The sequence below is a fragment of the Flavobacterium sp. SH_e genome (assembly GCF_025717045.1).
Taxonomy (GTDB): Bacteria; Bacteroidota; Bacteroidia; order Flavobacteriales; family Flavobacteriaceae; genus Flavobacterium.
Map to the genome: position 1 here is coordinate 108,513 of NZ_JAOVZN010000008.1, position 25,095 is coordinate 133,607.

The 25,095-nt window shown below is 33.2% G+C and carries 21 protein-coding genes; 8 read left to right on the top strand and 13 right to left on the bottom strand.

Features of this window, described 5'->3' with window-relative positions; all coding sequences use genetic code 11:
• Positions 1–287 precede the first annotated feature (287 nt).
• A complete protein-coding gene (locus OD917_RS18590; protein WP_111366560.1) occupies positions 288–707 on the top strand; it encodes an OsmC family protein in 420 nt (139 codons plus the stop codon).
• Between the two features lie 56 nt (positions 708–763).
• Here OD917_RS18590 and OD917_RS18595 read toward each other — a convergent pair whose 3' ends face one another.
• Positions 764–2,032, bottom strand: a complete 1,269-nt coding sequence (locus OD917_RS18595) for a tetratricopeptide repeat protein (protein ID WP_263524920.1) — start codon at positions 2,030–2,032, stop codon at positions 764–766.
• 40 nt (positions 2,033–2,072) lie between these two features.
• A complete protein-coding gene (gene gyrA, locus OD917_RS18600; protein ID WP_263524921.1) occupies positions 2,073–4,712 on the bottom strand; it encodes a DNA gyrase subunit A in 2,640 nt (879 codons plus the stop codon).
• A 256-nt stretch (positions 4,713–4,968) separates the two neighbouring features.
• On the opposite strand from gyrA, the gene OD917_RS18605 reads away from it, so the two are divergent.
• The 3 genes from OD917_RS18605 to OD917_RS18615 all read left to right on the top strand — a co-directional run bounded on the left by OD917_RS18605 (position 4,969) and on the right by OD917_RS18615 (position 9,643).
• Positions 4,969–7,515, top strand: a complete 2,547-nt coding sequence (locus OD917_RS18605; protein WP_111378475.1) for an ATP-dependent Clp protease ATP-binding subunit — start codon at positions 4,969–4,971, stop codon at positions 7,513–7,515.
• Positions 7,516–7,656: 141 nt separating this feature from the next.
• Positions 7,657–9,027, top strand: a complete 1,371-nt coding sequence (gene rimK, locus OD917_RS18610) for a 30S ribosomal protein S6--L-glutamate ligase (protein WP_263524922.1) — start codon at positions 7,657–7,659, stop codon at positions 9,025–9,027.
• A 97-nt stretch (positions 9,028–9,124) separates the two neighbouring features.
• Positions 9,125–9,643: a DUF421 domain-containing protein gene (locus OD917_RS18615; RefSeq protein ID WP_263524923.1), complete on the top strand. Its 519-nt coding sequence runs from the start codon at positions 9,125–9,127 to the stop codon at positions 9,641–9,643.
• A gap of 140 nt (positions 9,644–9,783) precedes the next feature.
• Here the strand turns inward: OD917_RS18615 and OD917_RS18620 are convergent, their stop codons facing one another.
• The 5 genes from OD917_RS18620 to hutH form a co-directional block, all read right to left on the bottom strand.
• Complete coding sequence (locus tag OD917_RS18620) at positions 9,784–10,416, bottom strand: hypothetical protein (RefSeq protein ID WP_263524924.1); 633 nt, start codon at positions 10,414–10,416, stop codon at positions 9,784–9,786.
• 206 nt (positions 10,417–10,622) lie between these two features.
• On the bottom strand, positions 10,623–11,255 hold the full coding sequence (locus OD917_RS18625; RefSeq protein ID WP_263524925.1) for a hypothetical protein: 633 nt from the start codon (positions 11,253–11,255) through the stop codon (positions 10,623–10,625).
• A gap of 218 nt (positions 11,256–11,473) precedes the next feature.
• The gene (locus OD917_RS18630) at positions 11,474–12,814 is read right to left on the bottom strand and encodes an inorganic phosphate transporter (RefSeq protein ID WP_263524926.1); all 1,341 of its coding nucleotides are present in this window, start codon (positions 12,812–12,814) and stop codon (positions 11,474–11,476) included.
• A 30-nt stretch (positions 12,815–12,844) separates the two neighbouring features.
• Complete coding sequence (locus tag OD917_RS18635; RefSeq protein ID WP_008462731.1) at positions 12,845–13,489, bottom strand: DUF47 domain-containing protein; 645 nt, start codon at positions 13,487–13,489, stop codon at positions 12,845–12,847.
• 48 nt (positions 13,490–13,537) lie between these two features.
• The gene (gene hutH / locus OD917_RS18640) at positions 13,538–15,052 is read right to left on the bottom strand and encodes a histidine ammonia-lyase (protein ID WP_263524928.1); all 1,515 of its coding nucleotides are present in this window, start codon (positions 15,050–15,052) and stop codon (positions 13,538–13,540) included.
• A gap of 570 nt (positions 15,053–15,622) precedes the next feature.
• Between hutH and thrA the strand changes: the two genes are divergently transcribed.
• From thrA to thrC, 3 genes are all read left to right on the top strand, one after another.
• Entirely contained in the window at positions 15,623–18,070 is a 2,448-nt protein-coding gene (gene thrA / locus OD917_RS18645) for a bifunctional aspartate kinase/homoserine dehydrogenase I (RefSeq protein ID WP_263524929.1), read from the top strand.
• 141 nt (positions 18,071–18,211) lie between these two features.
• Entirely contained in the window at positions 18,212–19,135 is a 924-nt protein-coding gene (locus tag OD917_RS18650) for a homoserine kinase (RefSeq protein WP_263524930.1), read from the top strand.
• Positions 19,136–19,239: 104 nt separating this feature from the next.
• A complete protein-coding gene (gene thrC / locus OD917_RS18655) occupies positions 19,240–20,529 on the top strand; it encodes a threonine synthase (protein WP_263524931.1) in 1,290 nt (429 codons plus the stop codon).
• Positions 20,530–20,586: 57 nt separating this feature from the next.
• Here thrC and OD917_RS18660 read toward each other — a convergent pair whose 3' ends face one another.
• From OD917_RS18660 to OD917_RS18680, 5 genes are all read right to left on the bottom strand, one after another.
• The gene (locus OD917_RS18660; protein WP_263524932.1) at positions 20,587–21,348 is read right to left on the bottom strand and encodes a hypothetical protein; all 762 of its coding nucleotides are present in this window, start codon (positions 21,346–21,348) and stop codon (positions 20,587–20,589) included.
• Positions 21,349–21,355: 7 nt separating this feature from the next.
• Positions 21,356–21,676: a hypothetical protein gene (locus OD917_RS18665; RefSeq protein ID WP_263524933.1), complete on the bottom strand. Its 321-nt coding sequence runs from the start codon at positions 21,674–21,676 to the stop codon at positions 21,356–21,358.
• 254 nt (positions 21,677–21,930) lie between these two features.
• Positions 21,931–22,218 carry a helix-turn-helix domain-containing protein gene (locus OD917_RS18670; protein WP_263524934.1) on the bottom strand — a complete coding sequence of 96 codons (288 nt, stop codon included), beginning with the start codon at positions 22,216–22,218 and terminating at the stop codon, positions 21,931–21,933.
• Between the two features lie 174 nt (positions 22,219–22,392).
• On the bottom strand, positions 22,393–23,067 hold the full coding sequence (locus OD917_RS18675) for a hypothetical protein (protein ID WP_263524935.1): 675 nt from the start codon (positions 23,065–23,067) through the stop codon (positions 22,393–22,395).
• A gap of 196 nt (positions 23,068–23,263) precedes the next feature.
• A complete protein-coding gene (locus OD917_RS18680; RefSeq protein WP_263524936.1) occupies positions 23,264–23,659 on the bottom strand; it encodes a helix-turn-helix domain-containing protein in 396 nt (131 codons plus the stop codon).
• Positions 23,660–23,822: 163 nt separating this feature from the next.
• Between OD917_RS18680 and OD917_RS18685 the strand changes: the two genes are divergently transcribed.
• The gene (locus OD917_RS18685) at positions 23,823–24,128 is read left to right on the top strand and encodes a hypothetical protein (RefSeq protein ID WP_263524937.1); all 306 of its coding nucleotides are present in this window, start codon (positions 23,823–23,825) and stop codon (positions 24,126–24,128) included.
• 129 nt (positions 24,129–24,257) lie between these two features.
• Here OD917_RS18685 and OD917_RS18690 read toward each other — a convergent pair whose 3' ends face one another.
• Positions 24,258–25,034, bottom strand: a complete 777-nt coding sequence (locus OD917_RS18690; RefSeq protein ID WP_263524938.1) for a hypothetical protein — start codon at positions 25,032–25,034, stop codon at positions 24,258–24,260.
• Positions 25,035–25,095 lie beyond the last annotated feature (61 nt).

Sequence of the window (25,095 nt, forward strand, 5' to 3'; positions counted from 1 at the left end):
GCCCGCAAAGATCTAATTTAAAATATAAGTTCGTAAAACTTTGTTCAGAGATAACTTTTCGAACTTTATTATAAGAAAATAAAAATAAAAAAATGCAACCTTTGCGCAAACCCTTAGCGTTCTTTGCTTTAAAAAACACAATCTAACTTTACACAAAAACCTAAAACTTAACATTCCCATTAAATTTCATAAAACTATTCTGCAAAATATTGATTATATTTGAGTTACATCTATTATTAGGCAATCAAACAAATAACATTTAATACTAATTTTTAAATAAGAAAACTATGAAATTTACAAGAAAAGCACACGCCAACTGGAAAGGAACTGGCATGGAAGGAAAAGGAACTATTAGTACACAAAGTACAACTTTAGATAACGCTCAACTGTCTTTCAAAACCAGATTTGCTGATGGCGTGGGAACAAATCCTGAAGAACTAGTTGCTGCGGCACATTCTGGCTGTTTTACAATGCAATTAAGCTTTTTACTGAATGAAGCTGGTTTTACTGCAGATGATTTAACCACAGAAGCTACAGTAACTTTTGAAGACGGAACAATTACTTTAATTCATTTAGATTTAAAAGGAAAAGTTCCATCAATTTCTGCTGAGGAATTTGCTTCAACAGCTGCGAAAGCAAAAGAAATCTGTCCGATTTCAAAATTATTAAATACAACTATTACTTTATCTGCGGAGTTAATAAGCTAGAAAAATTATATATAAAAAAAACCATCCGTTTAGTGGATGGTTTTTTTTATATATAATTACATTTTTGCTTTTAAAGCTTTTGCTTCTGCAGTCATTTCTAGAGCACTGTAAACCCCTAACAATGTTTTAGAAACATCTTCGTTTTTAGGATCTAATTCGTTTGCTTTTTTAAGGTAAGGAATTACACCTTTGAAAACACTTTCTCTTTGTGCTTTTAAAACATCGTAACGTTTCATGTCTTTAGCAGAAGTACCTAATTTGTTCATTTCGTCAATGATTGGTTTCTCTGCTTCTAACTTTAATGCCGCAAGGTTTAAGTAAGCATTTGTGTAATTAGGATTGATTTCGATAGCTCTTAAATAATATTTTTCTGCATCAGCATTATTTTTAGCACCAGAACTAATTACTCCTAAATTGAATACTAAATCAGCATTGTTTGGATCTTTCTCTAAAGCTTCACCAACTAATTTTTTGTACATATCAAAGTCTTTAGTTTCTAGATATAAATTAGCCTCTGTTAAGATTAGAGAAGTATCATCTGGATTTGCTTTTCTAGCATCAGCGATTGCTTTTTTAGCATCTTCTGTACGTCCTTTTTGAACTAAGATTAATGCTAAGTTTTTGTAGATTTCACCTCTTTTAGAAGGAATTGCTTCTGTTTTAGGTTTTTCGTGAGTACCTAATTTAACAGCCATATCTCTTTCTTTAGCATTTGCAAAACTATCATCATTTCCAGAAGCTTTGTTTACAGCTGTATACATTGTTCCTTTTCCAGAATAGTTTAGTTTTTTCAACTCTTCATACATTGGCAAAGCAAGATCAAAATCTTGTGCATTTACAGCTGTAGAAGCAGCATAGTACAAGTTGATTGTATCTTTCTTATCTAAAGCATAAGCATCGTATAATTTCTTAGCTCCTTCAACATTTTTGTTTGATTGAGTATCAGCAATTGCAGAGTTAATCAATAAACCTTTAATGCTAGTAATTGATGCAGCGGCTTGAGTTGAATATTTTTGTTTTCCTGAAGTTTTTTCAACTTCAATTAATTTTTTATAGCTCTCAGCAGCAGCAGATAAGTTTTTACTTTCTTCAACTTTTTTGTTAGCCAACTCTAAATAAGCATTTCCCTGAACGAAATAATATTGAGCCTGCTCAGTATCTTTTGCATTTACAATTAAGTTCTCTGCATCTTTTAATTGTGTCAAAGCTCCTTGAGCATCACCACCTTTTAATGCTTTCTCAGCGTTTTTAATCTGATCTTTTTGAGCAAAAGTAGCTACGGAGATCATTAATGCTGACGCCAGTATTACATATTTACTTTTCATATTGATATTTATTTGTTGTATTTAATTTTTTGTTTTTTAATTACTCTTCAGACTCTTCATCTTCTGCATCCTCCGCTTCATCTTCTACTTCATCATCAGAATCATCTTCTTCTTCAACAGTTCCGTCATCTTCTAAAACTTCCAGATCAGGTTTAATTCTTTCGATTGTAGACTCGATTACGTTTCCGTCTTCATCTAACTCTACTTCTTCTGCATCATCTTTCATTACGGTCGTAACAGCAGCAATAGAATCTTTACCTTTAAGGTTAATCAATCTAACACCTTGAGTTGCACGTCCCATAACACGTAAATCTTCGATTGCCATTCTAATAGTCAATCCAGATTTATTGATAATCATTAAGTCGTCTGCATCAGTAACAGCGTTGATCGAGATCAGTTTACCAGTTTTATCTGTGATATTAAGTGTTTTAACCCCTTTACCTCCACGGTTTGTAATTCTGTACACATCTTCTCCGTCGTCGTCAACCAATTTAGTACGTTTTCCGTATCCATTTTCTGTCACAACAAGAATTTGCGAAGTAGAAATATCATTTTTATCTACAGTAACCATTCCAATTACTTCATCAGTATCATCTTTTAATGTAATACCACGAACTCCAGAAGCTGTTCTTCCCATCGGACGTGTTTTAGTTTCCTCAAAACGAACTAATTTTCCAGATTTAACTGCTAAGATGATTTGGCTTTCTCCATTTGTTAATTGAGCTCCAATTAATTCATCACCTTCTTTAATTGTAATAGCGGCAACTCCATTAGCTCTTGGTTTAGAATATTTCTCCAAAGAAGTTTTCTTCACCTGACCTTTTTTCGTCACCATTACAAGATTATGCGTATTGATATAATCTTTATCTTTTAAATCTTGTGTACAAATGAAAGCTTTTACTTTATCATCACTTTCAATATTTACCAAGTTCTGAATTGCTCTACCTTTTGCAGTTTTGCTTCCTTCCGGAATTTCGTAAACACGCATCCAGAAACATTTTCCTTTTTGTGTAAAGAACATCATATATTGGTGATTTGTCGCCACAAACATATGTTCTAAGAAATCCTGATCTCTTGTTCCGGCACTCTTCTGTCCAACTCCACCTCTATTTTGTGTTTTGTACTCAGATAGGTTTGTACGTTTGATATAACCTGCATGCGAAATGGTAATAACCACATTTTCGTCAGCAATTAAATCTTCAATACTTACATCACCACCAGAATATTCAATTTGAGAACGTCTTTCGTCACCATATTTATCACGAATTTCGGTAAGCTCTTCTTTAATCAAATCAATTCTTAAATTAACATCTGCTAATAAAGCTTTTAAGTGCTCGATTAACTTCATCAATTCATCAAACTCAGCTCTTAATTTATCTTGCTCCAGACCTGTTAACTGACGTAAACGCATCTCAACAATTGCACGAGCCTGAATATCTGATAATTTAAATCTTTCGATTAATTTCTCTCTTGCTTCGTCTGTATTTTTAGACCCTCTAATTAACGCAATAACTTCGTCAATATTATCAGAAGCAATAATTAATCCTTCTAAGATATGCGCTCTTTCTTCTGCTTTACGCAATTCAAACTGCGTTCTTCTCACTACTACATCATGACGGTGCTCAATAAAATAGTGAATCATATCTTTTAGATTCAACAATTGAGGACGTCCTTTTACAAGTGCAATATTATTTACACTGAAAGAAGATTGCAATTGAGTGTATTTATATAAGGTATTTAAAACTACGTTTGGCGTAGCATCGCGTTTCAAGATATAAACGATGCGCATACCGCTTCTATCCGACTCATCGCGAATATTGGCAATACCTTCGATTTTTTTCTCGTTAACTAAATCAGCCGTACGTTTGATCATTTCGGCTTTGTTAACTTGATATGGAATCTCAGTAACGATAATGCATTCTCTACCATCAACTTCTTCAAAACCAACTTTAGCACGCATTACAATACGCCCTCTACCAGTTTTAAAAGCTTCACGAACACCTTCATACCCATAAATGATACCTCCAGTTGGAAAATCAGGAGCCTTGATATGAGTCATTAATTCGTCTACTTCTATATCATTATTATCAAGATACGCCAAAGTACCATTGATAACTTCAGTTAAATTGTGTGGCGGCATGTTTGTCGCCATACCAACCGCAATACCTGTAGCTCCGTTTACTAACAAAGTAGGAACTCTTGTTGGCATTACTTTTGGCTCATATATTGTATCGTCAAAGTTTAATTGAAAATCAACTGTTTCTTTTTCGATATCTGCCATAATTTCCTCAGAAATTTTGCGCATTCTAGCCTCAGTATAACGCATTGCTGCAGGACTGTCACCATCGACAGAACCAAAGTTACCTTGACCATCAACTAATAAATAACGCATACTCCACTCCTGCGCCATACGCACCATTGCGTCATAAACAGAGGTATCTCCATGCGGGTGATACTTACCCAGAACCTCCCCTACAATTCTCGCAGACTTTTTGTGGGCAGATCTTGATGTTACACCTAAATCATACATTCCGTAAAGAACTCTTCGATGTACTGGTTTCAAGCCATCTCTAACATCAGGAAGTGCTCTCGATACAATTACTGACATCGAATAATCGATGTAAGCTGACTTCATTTCATCCTCTATGTTAATAGGAATTAACTTTTCTCCTTCAGACATAAGTTGTTATATTAAATAATTATATTAGTTTCAAAGCGTGCCAAGATACGTTTTTTTAAAATTTTTTCAGCTATTTCCTTACACTTATTTAAATGATTTATTAACAACTTTATTTTTAGTTTTAGTTAATAAATTAAGCGTTTTTTAACGCTTTTATTGTCTTTTTTTTCGTCTATTAGCTGACAGTAGTTCTTGAAGGTACGGTTTTTGTTTTTAAAACTGTAATTCACTAAATTTACAATACCAATTATATATTATGGATGATAATTTTTCACCAAGAGTAAAAGATGTAATTACGTACAGTAAGGAAGAAGCTCTTAGATTGGGCCACGACTTTATTGGTACAGAACATCTTATGCTAGGTATTTTAAGAGATGGTAACGGAAAAGCTATTCATATACTTAATAACCTAGCTGTCGATTTAGATCATTTACGCAGAAAAGTAGAAGTACTTAGCCCTGCTAACCTGAGCGTTGAAGTAAATGCAGAAAAGAAAAACCTTCATCTTACCCGACAGGCCGAAAGAGCCCTGAAGACCACTTTTCTTGAAGCAAAAGTATTTCAAAGTTCATCAATTAGCACCGCTCATCTGCTGTTATGTATCTTGAGAAACGAAAACGATCCAACAACCAAGCTATTGAATAAACTAAAAATAGATTATGACGTAGCTAAAGAACAGTATTTAAATATGACTCCAAACGAAGAAGAATTCTTAGAAAACTTGCCAAGAAACGAATCGTATAATGATGATTCAGGACAAGATGACAGTCTGAAAGAAAGCAGCTTTAATAATCCCGCCAATAAGTCAAACAAAAAATCTAAGACTCCAGTTTTAGATAATTTTGGGAGAGATTTAACAGAAATGGCTGAAGAAGGGAAATTAGATCCAGTTGTAGGACGAGAAAAAGAAATTGAGCGTGTATCGCAAATTTTAAGCCGAAGAAAAAAGAACAATCCGCTTCTTATTGGAGAGCCTGGAGTTGGTAAATCTGCTATTGCAGAAGGACTTGCTCTACGTATTATCCAAAAGAAAGTATCTCGTATTCTTTTCCACAAACGTGTTGTAACTCTTGATCTTGCAAGTTTAGTTGCAGGAACAAAATACAGAGGACAATTTGAAGAAAGAATGAAAGCTGTAATGAACGAGCTTGAGAAAAACGACGATATTATTCTTTTTATTGACGAAATCCACACTATTGTAGGCGCTGGTGGAGCAACAGGTTCACTTGATGCTTCAAACATGTTCAAACCTGCTTTAGCTAGAGGAGAAATTCAATGTATTGGTGCTACGACTCTTGATGAGTACAGACAGTATATTGAAAAAGATGGTGCTTTAGAAAGACGTTTCCAAAAAGTAATTGTTGAACCAACTTCTGTTGAAGAAACAATTGCGATTTTGAACAACGTAAAAGACAAATACGAAGACCACCACAACGTAACTTATACTCCGGAAGCTATCGAAGCCTGCGTTAAGTTAACAAACAGATATATGTCTGAGCGTTTCTTACCAGACAAAGCTATCGATGCAATGGACGAAGCTGGTTCACGTGTGCACATTACTAACATCGATGTTCCGAAACAAATTTTGGATTTAGAACGTCAGTTGGAAGAAGTTCGCGAAATGAAAAATATGGTTGTTAAAAAACAAAAATATGAAGAAGCAGCCAAACTTCGCGATGATGAAAAACGTATCGAAAAAGATCTTGCTTTAGCACAAGAACAATGGGAAGAAGATTCTAAAAACAACAGAATTGAAGTTACAGAAGATAACGTAGCTGATGTTGTTTCGATGATGACTGGAATTCCTGTAAACAGAATTGCACAAACAGAAAGCAACAAACTAGCTCAATTACCTGAATTGATTCAGAACAAAGTAATTGGGCAAAATGAAGCTGTTTTAAAAATTGCTCGTTCTATCCAACGTAACAGAGCTGGACTTAAAGATCCGAACAAACCAATTGGTTCATTCATTTTCTTAGGTCAGACTGGGGTTGGTAAAACACAATTGGCTAAAGTATTAGCAAAAGAATTATTTGATTCTGAAGATGCTTTAGTTCGTATCGATATGAGTGAATACATGGAGAAATTTGCGATTTCTCGTTTAGTTGGAGCGCCTCCAGGATACGTCGGATACGAAGAAGGTGGTCAATTGACTGAAAAAGTTCGTAGAAAACCATACTGTGTAGTTCTTTTAGATGAGATCGAAAAAGCGCATCCAGATGTATTCAATATGATGCTTCAAGTTTTAGATGATGGATATTTGACTGATAGTTTAGGTCGCAAAATCGACTTTAAAAACACAATCATTATCATGACTTCAAACGTTGGTGCTCGTCAGTTGAAAGATTTCGGACAAGGTGTTGGATTCGGAACTGCTGCAAGAACAGCTCAAGCCGATGAAAACTCAAAAAGCATTATCGAGAACGCTTTGAAGAAAACTTTTGCTCCTGAATTCTTAAACAGAATTGATGACGTAATTGTATTTAATGCATTAGAAAAAGCTGATATCGATTTGATTATCGAAATCGAATTGAAAAAACTTTACTCTCGAATTGCAGAACTAGGTTACAAATTAAGCTTAACTGATAAAGCAAAAGCATTTATCGCTGAAAAAGGTTTTGACAAACAATTTGGAGCAAGACCGCTTAAAAGAGCAATTCAGAAATATGTTGAAGATTTATTAGCAGAAGAAATCATCACTTCGAAAATTCATTCAGGCGATGAAATCATGATGGATCTAAAAGACGATTCACAAGAATTGTCAGTAGAAATACATAAAGCTGAAGAGCCGACTAATCAATAAATTAGTTAAAAAATTATAACACACATAATATGCCCGTTACGTTTTCATAACATAACGGGTATTTTTTTTATTAAAAATCACTATCTTTAGTAAAAGCAAATAGCTATTTTTGAATTTAAATTCATAATTAAAAAACAATTTATGCTTCAAAACAAAGTCATTTTAGGCAGCGAAGAATGGTGCTCATTTCCAGAACTAGGAATCCCGACAATCAAGGCTCGTGTGGATTCTGGCGCTAAAACTTCGGCAATGCACGCTATAAACATAGCTCCTTTTATAAAAAATGATGCCAATTGGGTCAAATTCGATATTAATCCAATTCAGAATAATATTAAAACTGTTATTCATTGCGAAGCACCACTTGTCGACAAAAGAATTGTAAAAAGTTCAAGTGGTTTTAGAGAACACCGTTATGTCATTCAAACCAGCTTAAAAATTGGTGATGCGAAATGGCCAATCGAAATGACTTTAACCAATCGCGATTCTATGGGGTTTAGAATGCTTTTAGGACGTGAAGCGATGAGCGGAAGAGTTTTAGTCGACCCAGAACAAAAATACCTTTTAGGACAGCCTACAGCCGAAACTTTAAAAGAATTATACCAAAATTCAGAAAAAGCAAAAACAGGCTTACGAATTGGTCTTTTAGCCAGCAATCCCGAATTGTATAGCAATAAAAGAATCATGGAAGCTGGCGAAATGCGCGGTCACGAAATGCATTTCCTTAACATCAAGGAATGCTACATGAAACTGGATGCCAAAAAGCCTGAAATTCATTACAGAGGCGGAAAAATCCTAAACGAATTTGACGCTATTATTCCAAGAATTCGTCCGAGTATCACTTTTTACGGTTGCGCGTTGACACGTCAGTTTGAGGCTTTGAAAGTTTTTGTTTTAAATTCAGCCACAGCCATTACACAATCTAGAGATAAATTATATTCATTACAGCTTCTTTTGAACAGTGGAATTGATATTCCAACTACAGGATTTGCTAATTCTCCGCTTGATACGGACAACTTAATTAAAATGGTAGGCGGTTCACCTCTAATTGTAAAATTATTAGAAGGAACACAAGGAAAAGGTGTTGTTTTAGCCGAAACTAAAAAAGCGGCAGAAAGTGTTATCAATGCTTTCAAAAGTTTAAATGCCAACATCTTAGTTCAAGAATTCATTAAAGAAGCCAACGGAAAAGACATTCGTTGTTTTGTAATTGACGGAAAAGTAGTTGCAGCTATTCAGCGTGAAGCTATGCCTGGTGAATTTAGAGCCAATATTCACCTTGGAGGAACTGCATCTGTCATCAAAGTAACTCCTGAAGAGAAAAAGATCGCGATTAAAGCAGCAAAAGCAATGGACTTAAAAGTAGCTGGTGTTGATATTATCCGTTCTTCTAAAGGTCCTTTATTATTGGAAGTGAATTCATCTCCTGGTCTTGAAGGAATTGAAGGCGCAACAAATAAAGATGTTGCCGGAGAAATGATTAAAGCAATTGAAAAGAATTTTAAACTTAGTTAAGTTCATTTTAACTTTATATCGTATAAATAATTTAGCAGCTTTGTCAAAGTTTACAGCTTTGGCAAAGCTTTTTTATTTAACTTTAAAATAAAAAAACATGCATTTTCCTTATTTAGATATTATTATACGAAGTGTTGCCGTTTATTTTTTCATGACAATTGCTTTAAGAATCTTTGGCAAAAAAGAACTTTCTCAATTAAATACCGCTGATATTATTCTTATTTTATTAATCAGCAACTCTGTTCAGAATGCAATGGTTGGTCCTGATACAAGCCTCGTTGGGGGATTAGTCGCCGCTTTAGTTTTATTTGTAATAAACTTTGTCATTAAAAAACTAACGCATCACTATAAAACTCTTGGCAATTTATTGCTTGACAAACCAGAAATATTAATTCATGACGGAAAATTAGACTTTAAAGCTTTAAGTAAATTAGATATTTCTGACGAAGAATTAAAAGAAGCCATGCGAGAACATGGAGTTGAATTCTTTAAAAATGTAAAACTAGCCATGCTAGAAATCGATGGAACAATAAGTATTATTTCGGAAGATCAAAACAAATTAAAACAAACGCATTATAAGCGCAAACATAACCATAAGAATTTGCAGAAGTTTTGATTTACAAAAAAAAATAGACTTTAAAAAAAAATATATAAGTTTCAAAATAATTAATTCAGTCAATTACAAAATTAAAAAAAGCCGATTTCAAATTGAAATCAGCCTTTATTAAAAAACATAACTATCCTATTAAAAATCTCTTATTTAACAGCACTAATTTTAACTGGTGGATTTTTCAGTCTTTTGAAAGTCCAAAACAAACAAGTAGCTACCAAAACAACTGATAAAACTAAAAATGGAATATATCCAACAGTCTGTGATATTTTATACAGTATAAATACATACCATTTTACTACTTTAGTTCTCTCTGGTACATAATCTTCCATATAATAAGCAAAAATGGTAAGAAATGCTCCCAAAGCAGCTACAACTGCTGTTGCAAATAATGGAATTATTGCAGCCTGTCCTGCAGATAACTGTTCAATTTTTCGTAAAAAACCTAATTCTTTAAAATGTTCTTTAAAAACTTCTTCTGCCTCTTTTGTAGTTTCAGGATCTTTAAATTCAATATTCTTATAATCCTCTTTACCGTTTTTGCGAATGCTGAACATTATCATAGAATCAAAATCACGCTCAAATTCATATTCAAAAACATCTTCTGCATTGATAACTGATTCAAAGTCTTCTATTTTAAATAATTCCTGGTCAATTCTTTCAACTGCCTGTTCTGCAATATCTTTAGTAATATCACTAATAATATATTTTGAATACATTAATACTACTTTATTATCATCTCCTTCAAAAATGAATGGTTTGTCAAAAATTGTTTTCATGTTTCTAATTTTAATTTCTAAAAACTATTGTTAATTGGTAACTAATATTTTTTGCAAAGGTCTTTTTAATAGCCTCCAATAATTACCCTGAAAAGTTTTTAAACTTTCAGTTTAAGACATTTATCCAATTCTCTTCCAACAAAAAAAGAGCTGATTTCAAAAACGAAAAACAGCTCTAAAGAACAATTATTTAAAAGGCATATATATTAATATTTCACAACCACAACTTTAAAATGAGGATTTGCCATTCTTTTAACTACCCAGAACAAACAGATTACAACAAGCACAACAGTACCTATTAAAAAAGGCATATAGCCAACAGATTGTGACAACGCATAAAATAGTTTAACAAAGGCTTTAGTCCTTGTATTAGTCAATTCCTGCCCTTGCTGACTGTATACATATCCCGTTAGAAGTGCACCAATAATAGCTATTCCTAAAGTAGTTTTTGCTGGTGATGCAGCTGCCTGCATTGCTGTTAGCTTTACTTCTTCTCTTTTAAAGCCTAATTGTTTAAATTGATTTTGTATTGATTTTTCAGCTTTTTCTGCCACCACTACATTTTGAAATTCAATTTTTATATCTGCTGTAGCTCCGTTTTTTGCAACTGTAAATAAAATATATGAATCAATTCCAGGCTCAAATTCATATTTATCTATATTATTTATTTCTAACAAAGAATCAAATTCAGATGGATTAAATAATTCCTTACGGATTTTATCAATTATAGCATCAGTGCTTTCTTTTAAAACATTTCCAATAATATAATCTCCGTAAATCAAAACTGCCTTCCCACCCAACCCATTAAAAATGATTGGCTTCTCAAAAATATTTTTCATTATGTTTTTTTATGCTATTAAATAAATAATCAAATATTTTGCAAAGTTCATTTGATTGGTGAATATAAAAATCCTTTAAAAGCTTTTAAAATATTATTATAAGACATTTTTGAAATTAAATTTCTAGCATAAAAAAACCGATTTCAAATTTGAAATCGGTTTTCTATAGTAACAAAATGTGATTTACTTCTCACATTTTACAAAATTCATTTTACAATTTAAATAAATACGCTTAGTACAAAATAAACCAAACCTGCCAAAATTGCTGAAATTGGAATAGTTAAGATCCATGCCCAGATTAAACTTACTGTAACTCCCCATCTAACGGCAGAAACACGTTTTGTTAATCCAACACCAATAATAGATCCTGTAATAGTGTGTGTTGTACTTACTGGAATTTTTAAGTGCTCTGTAAAGTAAAGCGTCAAAGCTCCTGCAGTTTCTGCTGCAACTCCTTCAAACGAACTTACTTTGGTAATTTTAGATCCCATTGTTTTCACAATTTTCCATCCACCACTCAAAGTTCCTGCTGCAATCGCAGAATAACAAGCTAATGGAATCCAAGGTGGCATTTTAAAAGCGCCATCTTCAGAAGGAAGAACCACATCTAACCAAGGATCCATATGAACACCAGGATTTGTATTAATATAAACAACTACCGCTGCCGCAATAATACCCATTACTTTTTGAGAATCATTTCCTCCGTGCCCTAAACTAAAAGCAGCAGAAGATAATAATTGCATTTTCTTTAAGGCCGCATCTGCCTGATGAAGATTCAAACTACTAAAAATCAAACAAAAGCCACTTACCGTTAATACGATAAATGCAACCAAAAGCCATTTAATATTATGAGGCTCTAATGCTACACTCCAAAAAACTGAAGAAGCAAAACGAGGTTTATGTCCGTCTTTTATAATTTCTTCATAAGGAATCATTTGTACGTAAACGAACCAAATAGTTGCAATCATTAAAGCTATTGTAAATATTTTTGGGCCAATACTTTTACGTGAAGCATTTAACAGCCAAATCGAAATCAAATAAGATGCTAAAGCTCCTAATAGTGGTGCGAGAACAATAAAAGCAATAATAATAAGAACTCCCGAAGGCATTCCACCATCTTTTCCAGCCTTATACCAACTCACTATATTGTACCAGTGATGTGTAGTTCCGTCCGCTCCAACATAGCCTGAAAAACCATGAATTGCAATAGCATGCGCTACCGCCGCACCCGCAAAACCACCGATAAGAGTATGAGAAGAACTTGAAGGAATTCCTAACCACCAAGTCAATAAATTCCAGCATATTGCAGCAATTACACCTGCTAAAATTACAACTAGGTCAATTTGCATTGTATCTGCTGTTTTAGCAACAGTATCTGCAACACCGAATCCAAAAACCCAATAAGCCAGAAAGTTGAAAAATGCTGCCCAAAGCACTGCCTGAAAAGGCGTTAAAACCTTTGTCGCAACAACTGTCGCTATAGCATTTGCCGCATCATGAAAACCATTGATGTAATCAAAAATTAAGGCAAGTACTATAATTAATATAAGTATAGTCATAAGATTATAACTTCAGATTGAAAAATTGAATTAAGAATGTTTTACAGAAATAGATTCTAGTATGTTCGCAACACTCTTACATTTGTCTGTTGCTGATTCTAAAACAGATAACACCTCTTTATATTTAATGATATTTTTAGCGTCTGTTTCGTTTTCAAAAATTTCAAAAACTGCTTTGTTATATACGTTATCAGACTTGTTTTCTAGTTTGTTAATTCTAGCACAAGCATCTTTAATAACTTTAAAGTTCTGTAAGTTTCTCAACTCTTTTACTGCACTGTCAATGTTTTGACAAGCTTCAAGGTTGATTTCTGTCATCTTTCTGATAGATTTTGTAATCTTATCAACTTGATACAATCTCATACGGCTAGATGCACCATGAAGGTAATCTGCAACGTTGTCAATTGAAGTAATTAACGTGTGAATATCTTCTCTATCAAATGGAGTAATAAAGTTTCTGCTTAACTCAAGGTTAGTCTGACGTGTAATGTCTTCTCCTTTTTGTTCTAATTCGTCAATCTTTTGAAAAAGAATTTCTCTTTCTTTTAATGGTAAATTTACAGCTTCGTGTAAGTTAGAAGCTAATTCAATTAAATTGCTTGAAGCTTCTTCAAAAAGTGGAAAGAATTTTTTGTCTTTCGGCACTAAAAATTGGAAAATACTGTTTATTGACATTGTTTTATTTTTGATAGTGCAAAATTACTTCAATAATATTTTGCAATGTTAAGCCATTGTTAACAAATCGTTTTCTATTTGGAAACTCTCAAGGAATAACACCGTGTTTTCTATGTCATTATGTAAGATTCTGTCTTCTTTTACCAAAGGCACAACTTCTCTATAACTGCTTAAGAACATTTCGATAAAATCACTTGATTTTAGAGGCTCTCTGTAAGCAATTGCCTGAGAAGCATTCAATAATTCGATTGCTAAAATACGCTCTAAATTATCTAAAATTCGTAAGGCTTTTGTAGCTCCGTTGGCTCCCATGCTCACGTGATCTTCCTGACCATTACTTGAAACAATACTATCAATACTCGCTGGAGTCGCCAATTGCTTGTTCTGGCTTGCAATACTTGCAGCAGTATATTGCGGAATCATAAATCCTGAATTTAACCCCGGATTATCAACTAAGAACGCTGGAAGATTACGCAAACCTGAAATTAACTGATAGGTTCTTCTTTCAGAAATACTTCCTAATTCAGCTAAAGCAATTGCCATAAAATCCAAAGCTAAAGCCAAAGGCTGTCCGTGGAAATTCCCTCCCGAAATAATCTGATCGGCTTCTATAAATATATTAGGGTTATCTGTAACAGAGTTGATTTCTGTTTTGAATACTTTACGAACGTAATCAATCGCATCTTTTGAAGCGCCATGAACTTGTGGCATGCAACGGAAAGAATACGGATCTTGAACGTGTTTCTTTTCTTGAGCAATAATTTCGCTTCCTTCTAAGAATTCAGTAATTCGCTGTGCCGTTACGATTTGTCCTTTGTGTGGACGTATATAATGTATCAATTCATTAAATGGTTCGATTCTTCCATCAAAACCTTCTAGAGAAATAGTTCCGATTAAGTCTGCCAAATACAAATATTTATAAGCTTTAATTAAAATATGAGCTCCATAAGCACTCATAAACTGCGTTCCGTTCAATAAAGCCAAGCCTTCTTTAGATTGCAAAACAATCGGTTCCCAGTTAAAGTGCTTTAAAACTTCAGCAGAAGCTACTTTTTTTCCTTCAAACAACACAATTCCTTCTCCAATTAAAGGTAAAGATAAATGTGCCAAAGGAGCTAAATCTCCAGAAGCTCCAAGTGACCCTTGAGTATATATTATTGGAAGAATATCATTATTATAGAAATCAACTAAACGCTCTAAAGTTTTTAACTGAACACCAGAATGCCCATAACTTAAAGATTGGATTTTTAGCAGAAGCATCATCTTCACAATTTCCGCAGGAACTTCCTCTCCTGTTCCACAAGCATGAGATTTTACGAGATTTTCTTGAAGTTTAGATAAGTTTTCATTAGAGATTTTCACACTGTACAAAGATCCGAAACCTGTATTGATTCCATAAATTGGCGCCGTATGCGTTGCCATCTTTTTATCTAAATAATCACGGCATTTTTGAACATTGACTTTAGCCTCTTCAGACAATTCAAGAATTTTATTGTTGGATAAAATTTCGTGCAATGTTTCTAAAGTTATTGTTTCAGTACTTATATAATGGATCTCTCTCATGATGTTTTTCAATTTTAAGACGTCAAAATTCAACAAATCAACATTAAAAAGCAACATTTTATCACAATAATTAAAATTTCAATCTCAACTGATCTCTGCCTTTATTTGTTTTTAAAAGTAAAACATCATGACTTTTACTGCTTTTTAGCCAATTTTCGAGTTAAAAATCAGCCCTTTGTATGGGTTTGTTTTATAAAAATGTCATTCTAAAATCTATCAAAACCTCAGTTTAGAATATTGAATTTTAACAAATACTCAATATTGAATTAATCCAATTTGAATTATTAAAATATTCGCAAAAAGACTTTTAGAGTTTTTAATACTTCTAAAAATCTGTACTTTTGAAAAATCAAAAATGAAAAGTAACAGCATAAAATATCAATCTACAATTATTACAGCTCAAACAGGAGTTGCAATTGCTGCTACCATTATTACTACTACAACAACTACTACCCCTTAGGGGTATACATTTTTACATATAATCCTAGGTTATCTATACTTTTTTCCTGAAAGAAGAGAGTCATTGGATACATAAAAACTATTGCATCAAAAGAAAAAAAATATCATAAAATGAAAGTATTAAAATTTGGCGGAACTTCGGTAGCCAATGCTCAAAATATAAAACTCGTTCTCGAAATTGTTAACCAAAAAGCAAAACAAGATCAATTAGTTGTTGTAGTTTCTGCATTAAGCAAAGTAACCGATCTATTGCAATCGGCAGCGGCAAAAGCAGCGGCAAACGACGAAAGCTTTAGAGATGTTGTTGCTGAAATCGAGAAAAAACACCTTGACACACTTAAAGAACTGATTCCCGTAAGCGAACAAAGCAGTCTTTTAAGTCATGTAAAAAGAATCATAAATCACTTAGAAACTTTATTAGACGGATGTTTCCTTTTAGGTGAATTATCTCCAAGAACTGCCGATACTATTTTAAGTTTTGGAGAATTACTTTCGTCTTTCATCATCGCTCAAGCGTATCAGCAAATCAGCAAAGATGCGGTTTATAAAGACAGCCGTGAATTAATTAAAACAGATAATAACTTCGGAAAAGCAGTTGTTAACTTCGAAGTTTCGAATAAATTAATCCAAGAATATTTTGCTTCTAATCAATCAAGAATCAACATTTTGCCTGGATTTATTGCGCAGACTTTAGATGGAATCACTTCAACTTTAGGACGTGGCGGATCTGATTATACTGCAGCAATTATCGCTGGTGCAATCAATGCGGAACAATTAGAAATCTGGACTGATGTAAACGGAATGTTTACTGCAAACCCTAAAATTGTAAAACAAGCGCAGCCAATTGCTACTATTTCGTATCAAGAAGCAATGGAATTGTCGCATTTTGGAGCAAAAGTTTTGTATCCGCCAACAATTCAGCCAGTTTTAAGAAAAAACATTCCGATTTTAATCAAAAATACTTTTGAACCAGAAGCTGAGGGAACTTTAATTTCGAATCAGATTTCATCAAAAGATACTGTTGTAAAAGGAATTAGCCATATTGATCATATTTCGCTTTTAACTCTTGAAGGTCCGGGAATGATTGGAGTTGCGGGTTCTTCTAGAAGATTATTTGAAGTATTGTCTCAGGAAAAAATCAACGTGATTTTTATTACTCAGGCTTCTTCTGAGCACTCAATTTGTATCGGAATCTTGAATTCAGATGCTGATAATGCCGAAGCTGCGATTAACAGAGCTTTTGAAATCGAAATTTCGCAAAACAAAATCGATCCTTGTTATGTAGAAAAAGATCTTTGCATTATTGCTTTGGTCGGCGAAAACATGAAAAACCACCAAGGTTTGAGCGGAAGAATGTTCAGCACTTTAGGAAAAAACAACGTAAATATTCGTGCAATCGCGCAAGGTGCTTCCGAAAGAAACATTTCGACTGTAATTAACGAAAGAGACGTTAAAAAAGCACTGAATACTTTACACGAGAATTTCTTCGAAGAAAACACAAAACAGCTGAACTTATTTGTAATGGGAGTTGGAAATGTGGGCGAAAAATTCATTGAGCAGATTCATAATCAAAGAAAGTTTTTAAAAGATAATTTAAAGATTAACGTTCGCGTAATTGCTTTATCTAATTCAAGAAAAATGATTTTTGATGAAGACGGAATTTCATTAAAAAACTGGGATTCAGCTTTAGCAGAAGGCGAACCAGCAAGTATAGACGGATTCATTAAACGTGCAGAAGATATGAATTTACGTAATAGCATTTTTGTAGATATTACTGCAAACGCAACAGTTTCTGAAGCTTACGAAAGATTCTTAAAAGAAAGTATTGCAGTTGTAACTTGTAATAAAATTGCTTGTTCTTCTGCTTACGACAACTATAAAAAATTAAAAAGCTTATCTCGCCAATACAATGCTCCTTTCTTATTTGAAACGAATGTTGGTGCAGGATTGCCAATTATCGATACAGTAAAAAATCTTATTGCATCTGGAGATAAAGTGCATAAAATCCAGGCGGTTTTATCTGGAAGTTTGAACTTTATTTTCAACAATTTTGACGAAAACAACTCTTTCCACGACGTGGTAAAAGAAGCTGGAGTTCAAGGTTTCACAGAACCAGATCCAAAAATCGACTTAAGCGGAATTGACGTTGCTCGTAAAATCCTGATTTTAATTCGCGAAAGCGGTTACGAAATGGATATTGACGCCATTGCAAACGAATCGTTTTTACCAGCAGAATGTCTAGCAACAACAAACAACGACGATTTCTTTGCATCGTTAATCAAACATGCTTCTCATTTTGAGAATATTTACAAAGAAGCTTTAGCTAAAGATTCAAGATTGAAATACGTAGCGCAATTCGAAAACGGAAAAGCAAGCGTAGGTCTGCAATTCATCCCAAAAGATCATCCTTTCTATAATTTAGAAGGAAAAGACAATATCGTGCTTTTCTACACAGATCGTTACGTAGATCAGCCTTTATTGATCAAAGGAGCCGGAGCCGGGGCAGCTGTAACAGCATCAGGAATTTTTGCGGATGTAATTAGAATTGGAAACGTTTAGTGAGGTACAAAGGGTCAAAGGTGCAAAGGAACAAAGTTAAAAACCTTTGAACCTATGAACCTTGCCACTTTGAACCTTAAAAAAATAACAAGTAGCAAAACCTCTGAACCTCTGAGCCTTTGTCACTTTGAACCTATTAAAATGAAAGAAATAAAACTATTTTGCCCAGCAACTATCGCCAACCTCTCATGCGGATTTGACGTATTGGGACTTTGCTTAGACAATGCGGGCGATGAAATGATTGTTCGAAAAGTCGATCAAAAAGGAGTTCGAATCACTAAAATTGTCGGTGCCGATTTGCCTTTGGAAACCGAGAAAAACGTTTCTGGAGTTGCGGCTTTGGCGATGTTGGAAACTTTAGACGAATTGGATTTCGGATTTGAAATCGAAATTTATAAAAACATAAAAGCCGGAAGCGGAATCGGAAGCAGTGCGGCTAGTTCTGCCGGAGCGGTTTTCGGAATTAATGAATTATTGGGAAGACCTTATTCTCGTAAAGATTTAGTTCAGTTTGCGATGCAGGGCGAGAAATTAGCCAGCGGAAATGCTCACGCCGACAACGTTGCTCCTGCCCTTTTAGGCGCTTTTACTTTGGTAAGAAGTTATTCGCCTTTGGATATTATTAGAATTGACAGTCCAGAAGAATTATACGCAACGGTTGTTCATCCGCAAATTGAATTGAAAACGTCTGATGCCCGTTCGGTTTTAAAACAAAATGTTTCCCTAAAAAGCGCTATCACGCAATGGGGTAACGTAGGCGGATTGGTTGCTGGTCTTTACACTAAAGATTACGATTTAATCGGAAGATCTCTTCACGACGAAATCGTTGAACCAGTTCGAAGCGTTTTAATTCCAGGTTTCGACCAAATCAAACAAACGGCTTATGAAAACGGTGCTTTAGGTTCTGGAATTTCAGGTTCCGGCCCATCAATTTTCGCTTTAAGCAAAGGAAAAGAAACCGCCGAAAAAATCGCAAAAGCCATGAGCGACGTTTACGAAAAAATGAATTTACCGTATGAAATTCACGTTTCGAAGATTAATCCTGATGGCGTAAGAATTCTATAAAGCAATATTACTAACCATATAAGTGATATAAGTTCATTTAATTAAAAGCGCACGCAATTATATTACCTTATATCACTTATATGGTTTAAAAATAAAATCACAAAATGAAATACTACAGTTTAAACCATAATGCCCCAAAAGTTTCTTTTCAGGAAGCTGTTATACAAGGATTAGCAACTGATAAAGGATTATATTTCCCAGAAAGCATTACACCGCTTGATCCTTCATTTTTTGAAAAAATCGAAAGTTTAAGCCACGAAGAAATCGCTTTTGAAGCGATTAAACAATTTGTTGGTGACGAAATCCCAGCAGAAAAACTAAAAGAAATAATTGCCGAAACTTTAGTTTTTGATTTCCCTGTGGTGAAAGTCGAAAACGGAATCTATTCGTTAGAATTATTTCACGGGCCAACAATGGCGTTTAAAGACGTTGGAGCACGTTTTATGTCGCGTTGTTTGGGTTATTTCAATAAAGACAAAAAAGATTCTAAAAACACCGTTTTAGTAGCGACTTCTGGAGATACAGGCGGAGCAGTTGCCAGCGGATTTTTAGGCGTTGACGGCGTTGATGTTGTTATTTTATATCCGTCTGGAAAAGTGAGCGATATTCAGGAAAAACAATTGACTACTTTAGGGCAAAATATTAAAGCTCTTGAAGTTGACGGTGTTTTTGACGATTGTCAGGATATGGTGAAAAAAGCGTTTTTGGACGAAACTTTAGCACATAAAAACCTGACTTCTGCCAATTCTATTAATATTGCACGTTGGTTGCCGCAAATGTTTTATTTCTTCTTTGCTTACAAAGCGTTGAAAAGCCAAAACAAACCTTTAGTTTTCTCTTGCCCAAGCGGAAACTTCGGAAATATCTGCGCTGGAATTATGGCAAAGAAATTAGGTTTGCCAATTGAGCATTTTGTAGCTTCTACAAACGTAAACGACACCGTGCCAAGATTCTTAGAAAACGGAAAATACGACCCAAAACCTTCTAAAGCCACAATCTCTAACGCCATGGACGTTGGAAACCCAAGCAACTTTATTAGAATTCAGGAATTGTACAATAATGATTTAAAAGCTTTTGAAAAAGACTTTTCTTCTTATAGCTATACAGATGAAGAAACATTAGTTGCTCTAAAGAAAATCTACAACACAGACGGTTATATTGCAGAACCACATGGCGCTGTTGGTTATTTAGGTTTGAAAAAAGAGATTGAAAAACACCCGAATGCTATTGGTATTTTCTTAGAAACAGCGCATCCTATTAAATTCTTAGATGTTGTTGAACCAGCTTTAGGAATTACGCTTCCTATTCCTGCTCAAATTGAGAGTGTTATTAATGAGGAGAAAGTTAGTGTAAAGATTGGAACTTATGAGGAGTTGAAGAGTTTCTTGGGGTAATTTCTTCAAAGAAGATTAGTATAAAAAAAGCAATTGAACTTTTTTCAATTGCTTTTTTTATGGTCCTTTATCAGGTATAACTGCTCCTGCCTTTGGATATAGATTAGGTGCAGGAACATCATAAATTTTAAAATCTTTCACATTACTCATTTCAAAAATAAGTGTTTGATTTTTTGATTTATCATAAATAAAAATATTTTCATTCGTTTTACCTATCAAGTATAACTTAAATTTTTCACCTGTTTCTACAGTTTTTGATTCATTGTAGCAAAAATAGAGGTGGTCAGATTTTGGAAAATAGTTTACCTCGCTAATAATCAATTGACACATGAAATAAGGCACTATCAATATAATACTAAAATATGCTTTTAGATTGTATGCTGAAATTTTAAATTTATAGCGTATAAGTTTACTCAACCTATCGATAGCATGTAAAATGCCAATTACGGCAAATGCTGTAATGCTAAATAAAGGCCTGTTTATTCTTGAATCAATTCCTAAAAGCAACATTATAAATAACCCTATAAAAATTATAAATAAAATATAAAAAAGGATTATCGTTCTTCTCAAAGAAAGTTTGTTAAAAGTCTCATTTTTAACTTGAAAAGACTTCTTTGAAATTCCTGCCACAATTAATAAAACAAGGGAGGAAAAAATTATAATCTTTATCGTATTACTTAGAAACAGTGTCAAAACCCCTTGTAAATCTGTGTAATAAAAAATATTTATACCATAGAACCCATAGTATACAAAAACATACACTATGGAGTAAAATGTAAACAAAATTCCTAAATTTTTAAAAGTAAGGCTATCAGTCATTAATTACTTAGATTTGAAAATCAATTTTGTTACGTTTGCAATATTCTTCAATATCAGCATGTACAAGCATATCATAATCATTTTCAATCACTATATAAACCCGTAAAGGTGTTCCAACTGGCAACAACCTACAAGCTTGCAAAGTGGCCTCCTTATTCCCTAGAGCATGACGAAGTTCTCTCGAAATGGCTACAACTGGTGCAATTACATTAGCATTTTGGACAAAAGATTCTAATAAATTTTGATTTTCGGGTCCAACAAAAGTGTAATCATTGTTTAATAGATAAGGCTGAAATCTTTGTTCTAATTTGAATACTTTTTCGTTCATGTTTTTTTGGTTTGTTAGTTGTAAATATTAAATATTATTTTCACAATGATTTTTCCATCCCCGCTCGCGCAAACGTCTCGCTCATGAACACAAATACGTTCAAAAATCAATTGAAATGGGCACGAGCGGGACGCTCGCGATAACAGGAGGAAATGTCTTCTTTTTTATAAAATTTTAAAGCCACAATACGTGTTTATTCTTTTGTAATTGTGGCTTATATCTTTAAGGTATATTAAGAAAGCATCATTAAATTATTACTTGACTTTCTCAACAAGAACTGTTTTAATTGTTTTACTTAACATATTAAAAATTTCTTGTTTTTCTAGCGGAATATCTTCATCTGTTATTGAAAAAAATAATAAGTAAGATACTGGAATATCAAGTGCCTTACATATCTTTTCGATTGTGCTTTTCTGCGGAAAAGAGGCATTAATTTCAATCTGACTTAGAGCATTTATAGAAATATCACATTTCTCTGCCAAATCTCTTTGCCCCATTTTCTTTTCTTTTCTTAACAATTTTATTGCATTCCCTATATTCATAACTAATTAATTAAGCTCAGATATCAATTCCGAACAATTTTAATATCTCTTTACTGATTGAACAGATTCCGAGAAAACCTCTTATAAAATCGTCTAAATCTAATTGATTATCCGATAATTTTGAAATTAATGTATTTTTATCTTCTTCAGATAAGTCACTTTGTTTTATATTTTCTATGAGTAATTTATATTTTTCCATGAGATTTGCTTAAAATAAATATTAAATTTTATAAAAGCTTCTCTTCTAAAGTTATTCCAAGAGAAGCAAAAAAATGAATTTTTGATTCTCGAAATATCTTCATCATCTGTAAAAATATAATAATGATTTGAAATTAAAATTGGAGATAAAATAGCCCTTAAATCTTTATTAATTTTGTTGATTTTTAAACTAATTTTTTTCAATATCTTTCTTGTTATTACAAAAAAGTTATCTCTAGAAATCGTTTTGTTTTGTATTACATAAACATTTTTATAAAAGAAATTTATAATTAAATCATCATCTAATTCATAATCAAAAATTGGAATAAATGATAAATTTAGTTTATCAAAAAACAAATCTTCTTGCTTAATGAAATTTAGAAAAAAACTAAAATAATTAGCTGAATTTTCAAAACCTCTTTTTCGTTTATTTTTAAAATCCTGAAATAATGAATTAACGGCTTTAACATAAAAACCCGAAATTATTCTAACTTGATTTTGATCTAAAAAAGCAAATGATCCATCCCCAAAAACATTATAACCAGATTCATTAAGAATTGCAATAATTGTAGATTGTGGCAAGCCTGTTCTCTTACTAAGCTGGACAAGACTTATCATTCTTCTATCTTTTTTTATTCTAACCGACTTCATATTTCATAATTTTAAACAAAGATAGAAATACTTTTGTAAATTACAAGCAAAACATGTATTTTTAACAAAAAATTAATACCAACACATGTATTAAAGCATGTTTCACTCTAAGTCTAGTCACATTACTCAAGAGTTTAAAATAAAAAAAAGAGACCTCATCAAAGGTCTCTTCTCAATTTAATATATCTCTAAACGTTTATTTCCCGTTCAATAATTTCTCCAAATACTCAACTTTATCTTTCTCAGCTTGCACCAAACGTTCGTAAAGTTCAACCACTTTATCTAAAGGATTAAAAGTACAGTAATTATGACTATTATTCCCTGTATTGAAAACACCGTGATCATAAATATTATTAAAATAATTAATCACGTTTTCTTCCGAAAAGTTTTTAATTGCTTCAACAGAAACTTCGAGAGCTTTTGCAATTTGGTTCAATTTTTCGTCATCAACATTTTCACTCGCTTCAATATTCGAAACCGTTTGTTGCGTTACGCCAATTGCCATTGCCAAAGCTTCCTGCTTCATGCCTTTTAGTTCTCTAATTCGGCTTATATTTCTGCCGATATGTTTTGGTTTTACTGCTGTGCTCATGAATCAAAGATATTTAAAATTCTTAAGGAAAAATAGATTTTTGTAAAAAACTAAGTCCATTTGTGATATACAAACGTAAATATTTTTGCAACTCAAAATCTCTGGCTTACTTGCCGCTAATTACACAAAAGTAAGATTTTTACATCAATTAAAACTATAAGCCATGACAGAACCAAGTAAATTATCAATAACCGATTTTTTAGAATTTGCAGCCAGAGCTAACTATTTTACACAATTAAAACCCAGTAAAAAGAACAGAAACTCTTTTAAAACCAAAATGACCATATCGTGTTACAACGAATTAATGCAAACCATTATTTCGCTATTAAGAACAAGTATTAACACGCTTCAACAGGAAGATTCTAAAACTGCCATTGATGTTATGCTTCTTCTTGAAATCGCGATACAGCTTTTGCCTTCTGATGAAATGGAATTGTTAGATGAGTTGTATAAAGTGCTTCATGACTAACACTAGCAGACAATTGTGTAAGATCGATCACAGAACACCGCTATTAATAAAAGTTGTTCCGATAGCGCGGATTATAAGGATTTTTTAATTCAATCAGTGTAAATCCGCGTCTTCGTGATAACGAATCTGTTAAATCTGTGTCCTCGTCCCCAACAAATACAAAATCTTCGCAGGACCAGATTTCACTTTTCCTACTTCCCAATTAAAATTATCTTTATTATTTAATTTAGAAATCAATTCGTTCATTTCGTCAACAGAATAGGTTCTTAAAGACGAAACCACGCCATCCCACAAAACTAAAATCGGCACAATTGGAATGAGATACGTAAAAATGATTCTACCAATTTTAAAAGGACGAATAAAAGGTGTTGTCAGCAAAACGGAAATTGGAGAAAGTAGCATCGCTATAATACTTGGAGCGCTTCTCTCCTGCCCTTCAAAAATCGCTATCGAACTGTTTGTGTCAATTGCATTCTGCAGAATCTGCTGTGCATCTTTCGGTTTAAAATGATGAAAGGATAAAAACTGCGTTCGAAGTCCTTTTAGGTTTTCGGGAACATTTCTGGCATCGACGGAAGTTTTTACAAAATCGAAATTATCGGCTTGTTTTTGCGTATGTTCGAATGCAGGAATATTAGGAAAATAATCCGTCAGCAGAATTTTTAAGTCGGGATTGTTTTTTCGCAATTCGGCGTTTAACCAAATCAATCCACCGCCACCGCCCGAAGCCAAATCTATAATTTGATTGGTTTGGCTTTCTTTTAAAGCCTTTTCTATTACAGGAACAATTCCTCTATACATAGCAGTTTTATTAGAAAGAAACTGCAAAAAATCGGTCATGTAATTTCTAATAAACTCTGGAAGCCATTGCTGATCTTCAAACTCAAATAAGTGTATTCTACTCATACTTTATTGATTTTGTGTTCTATACAAATTTCTAGAATTTTCTTTAAATATTTACTTACAT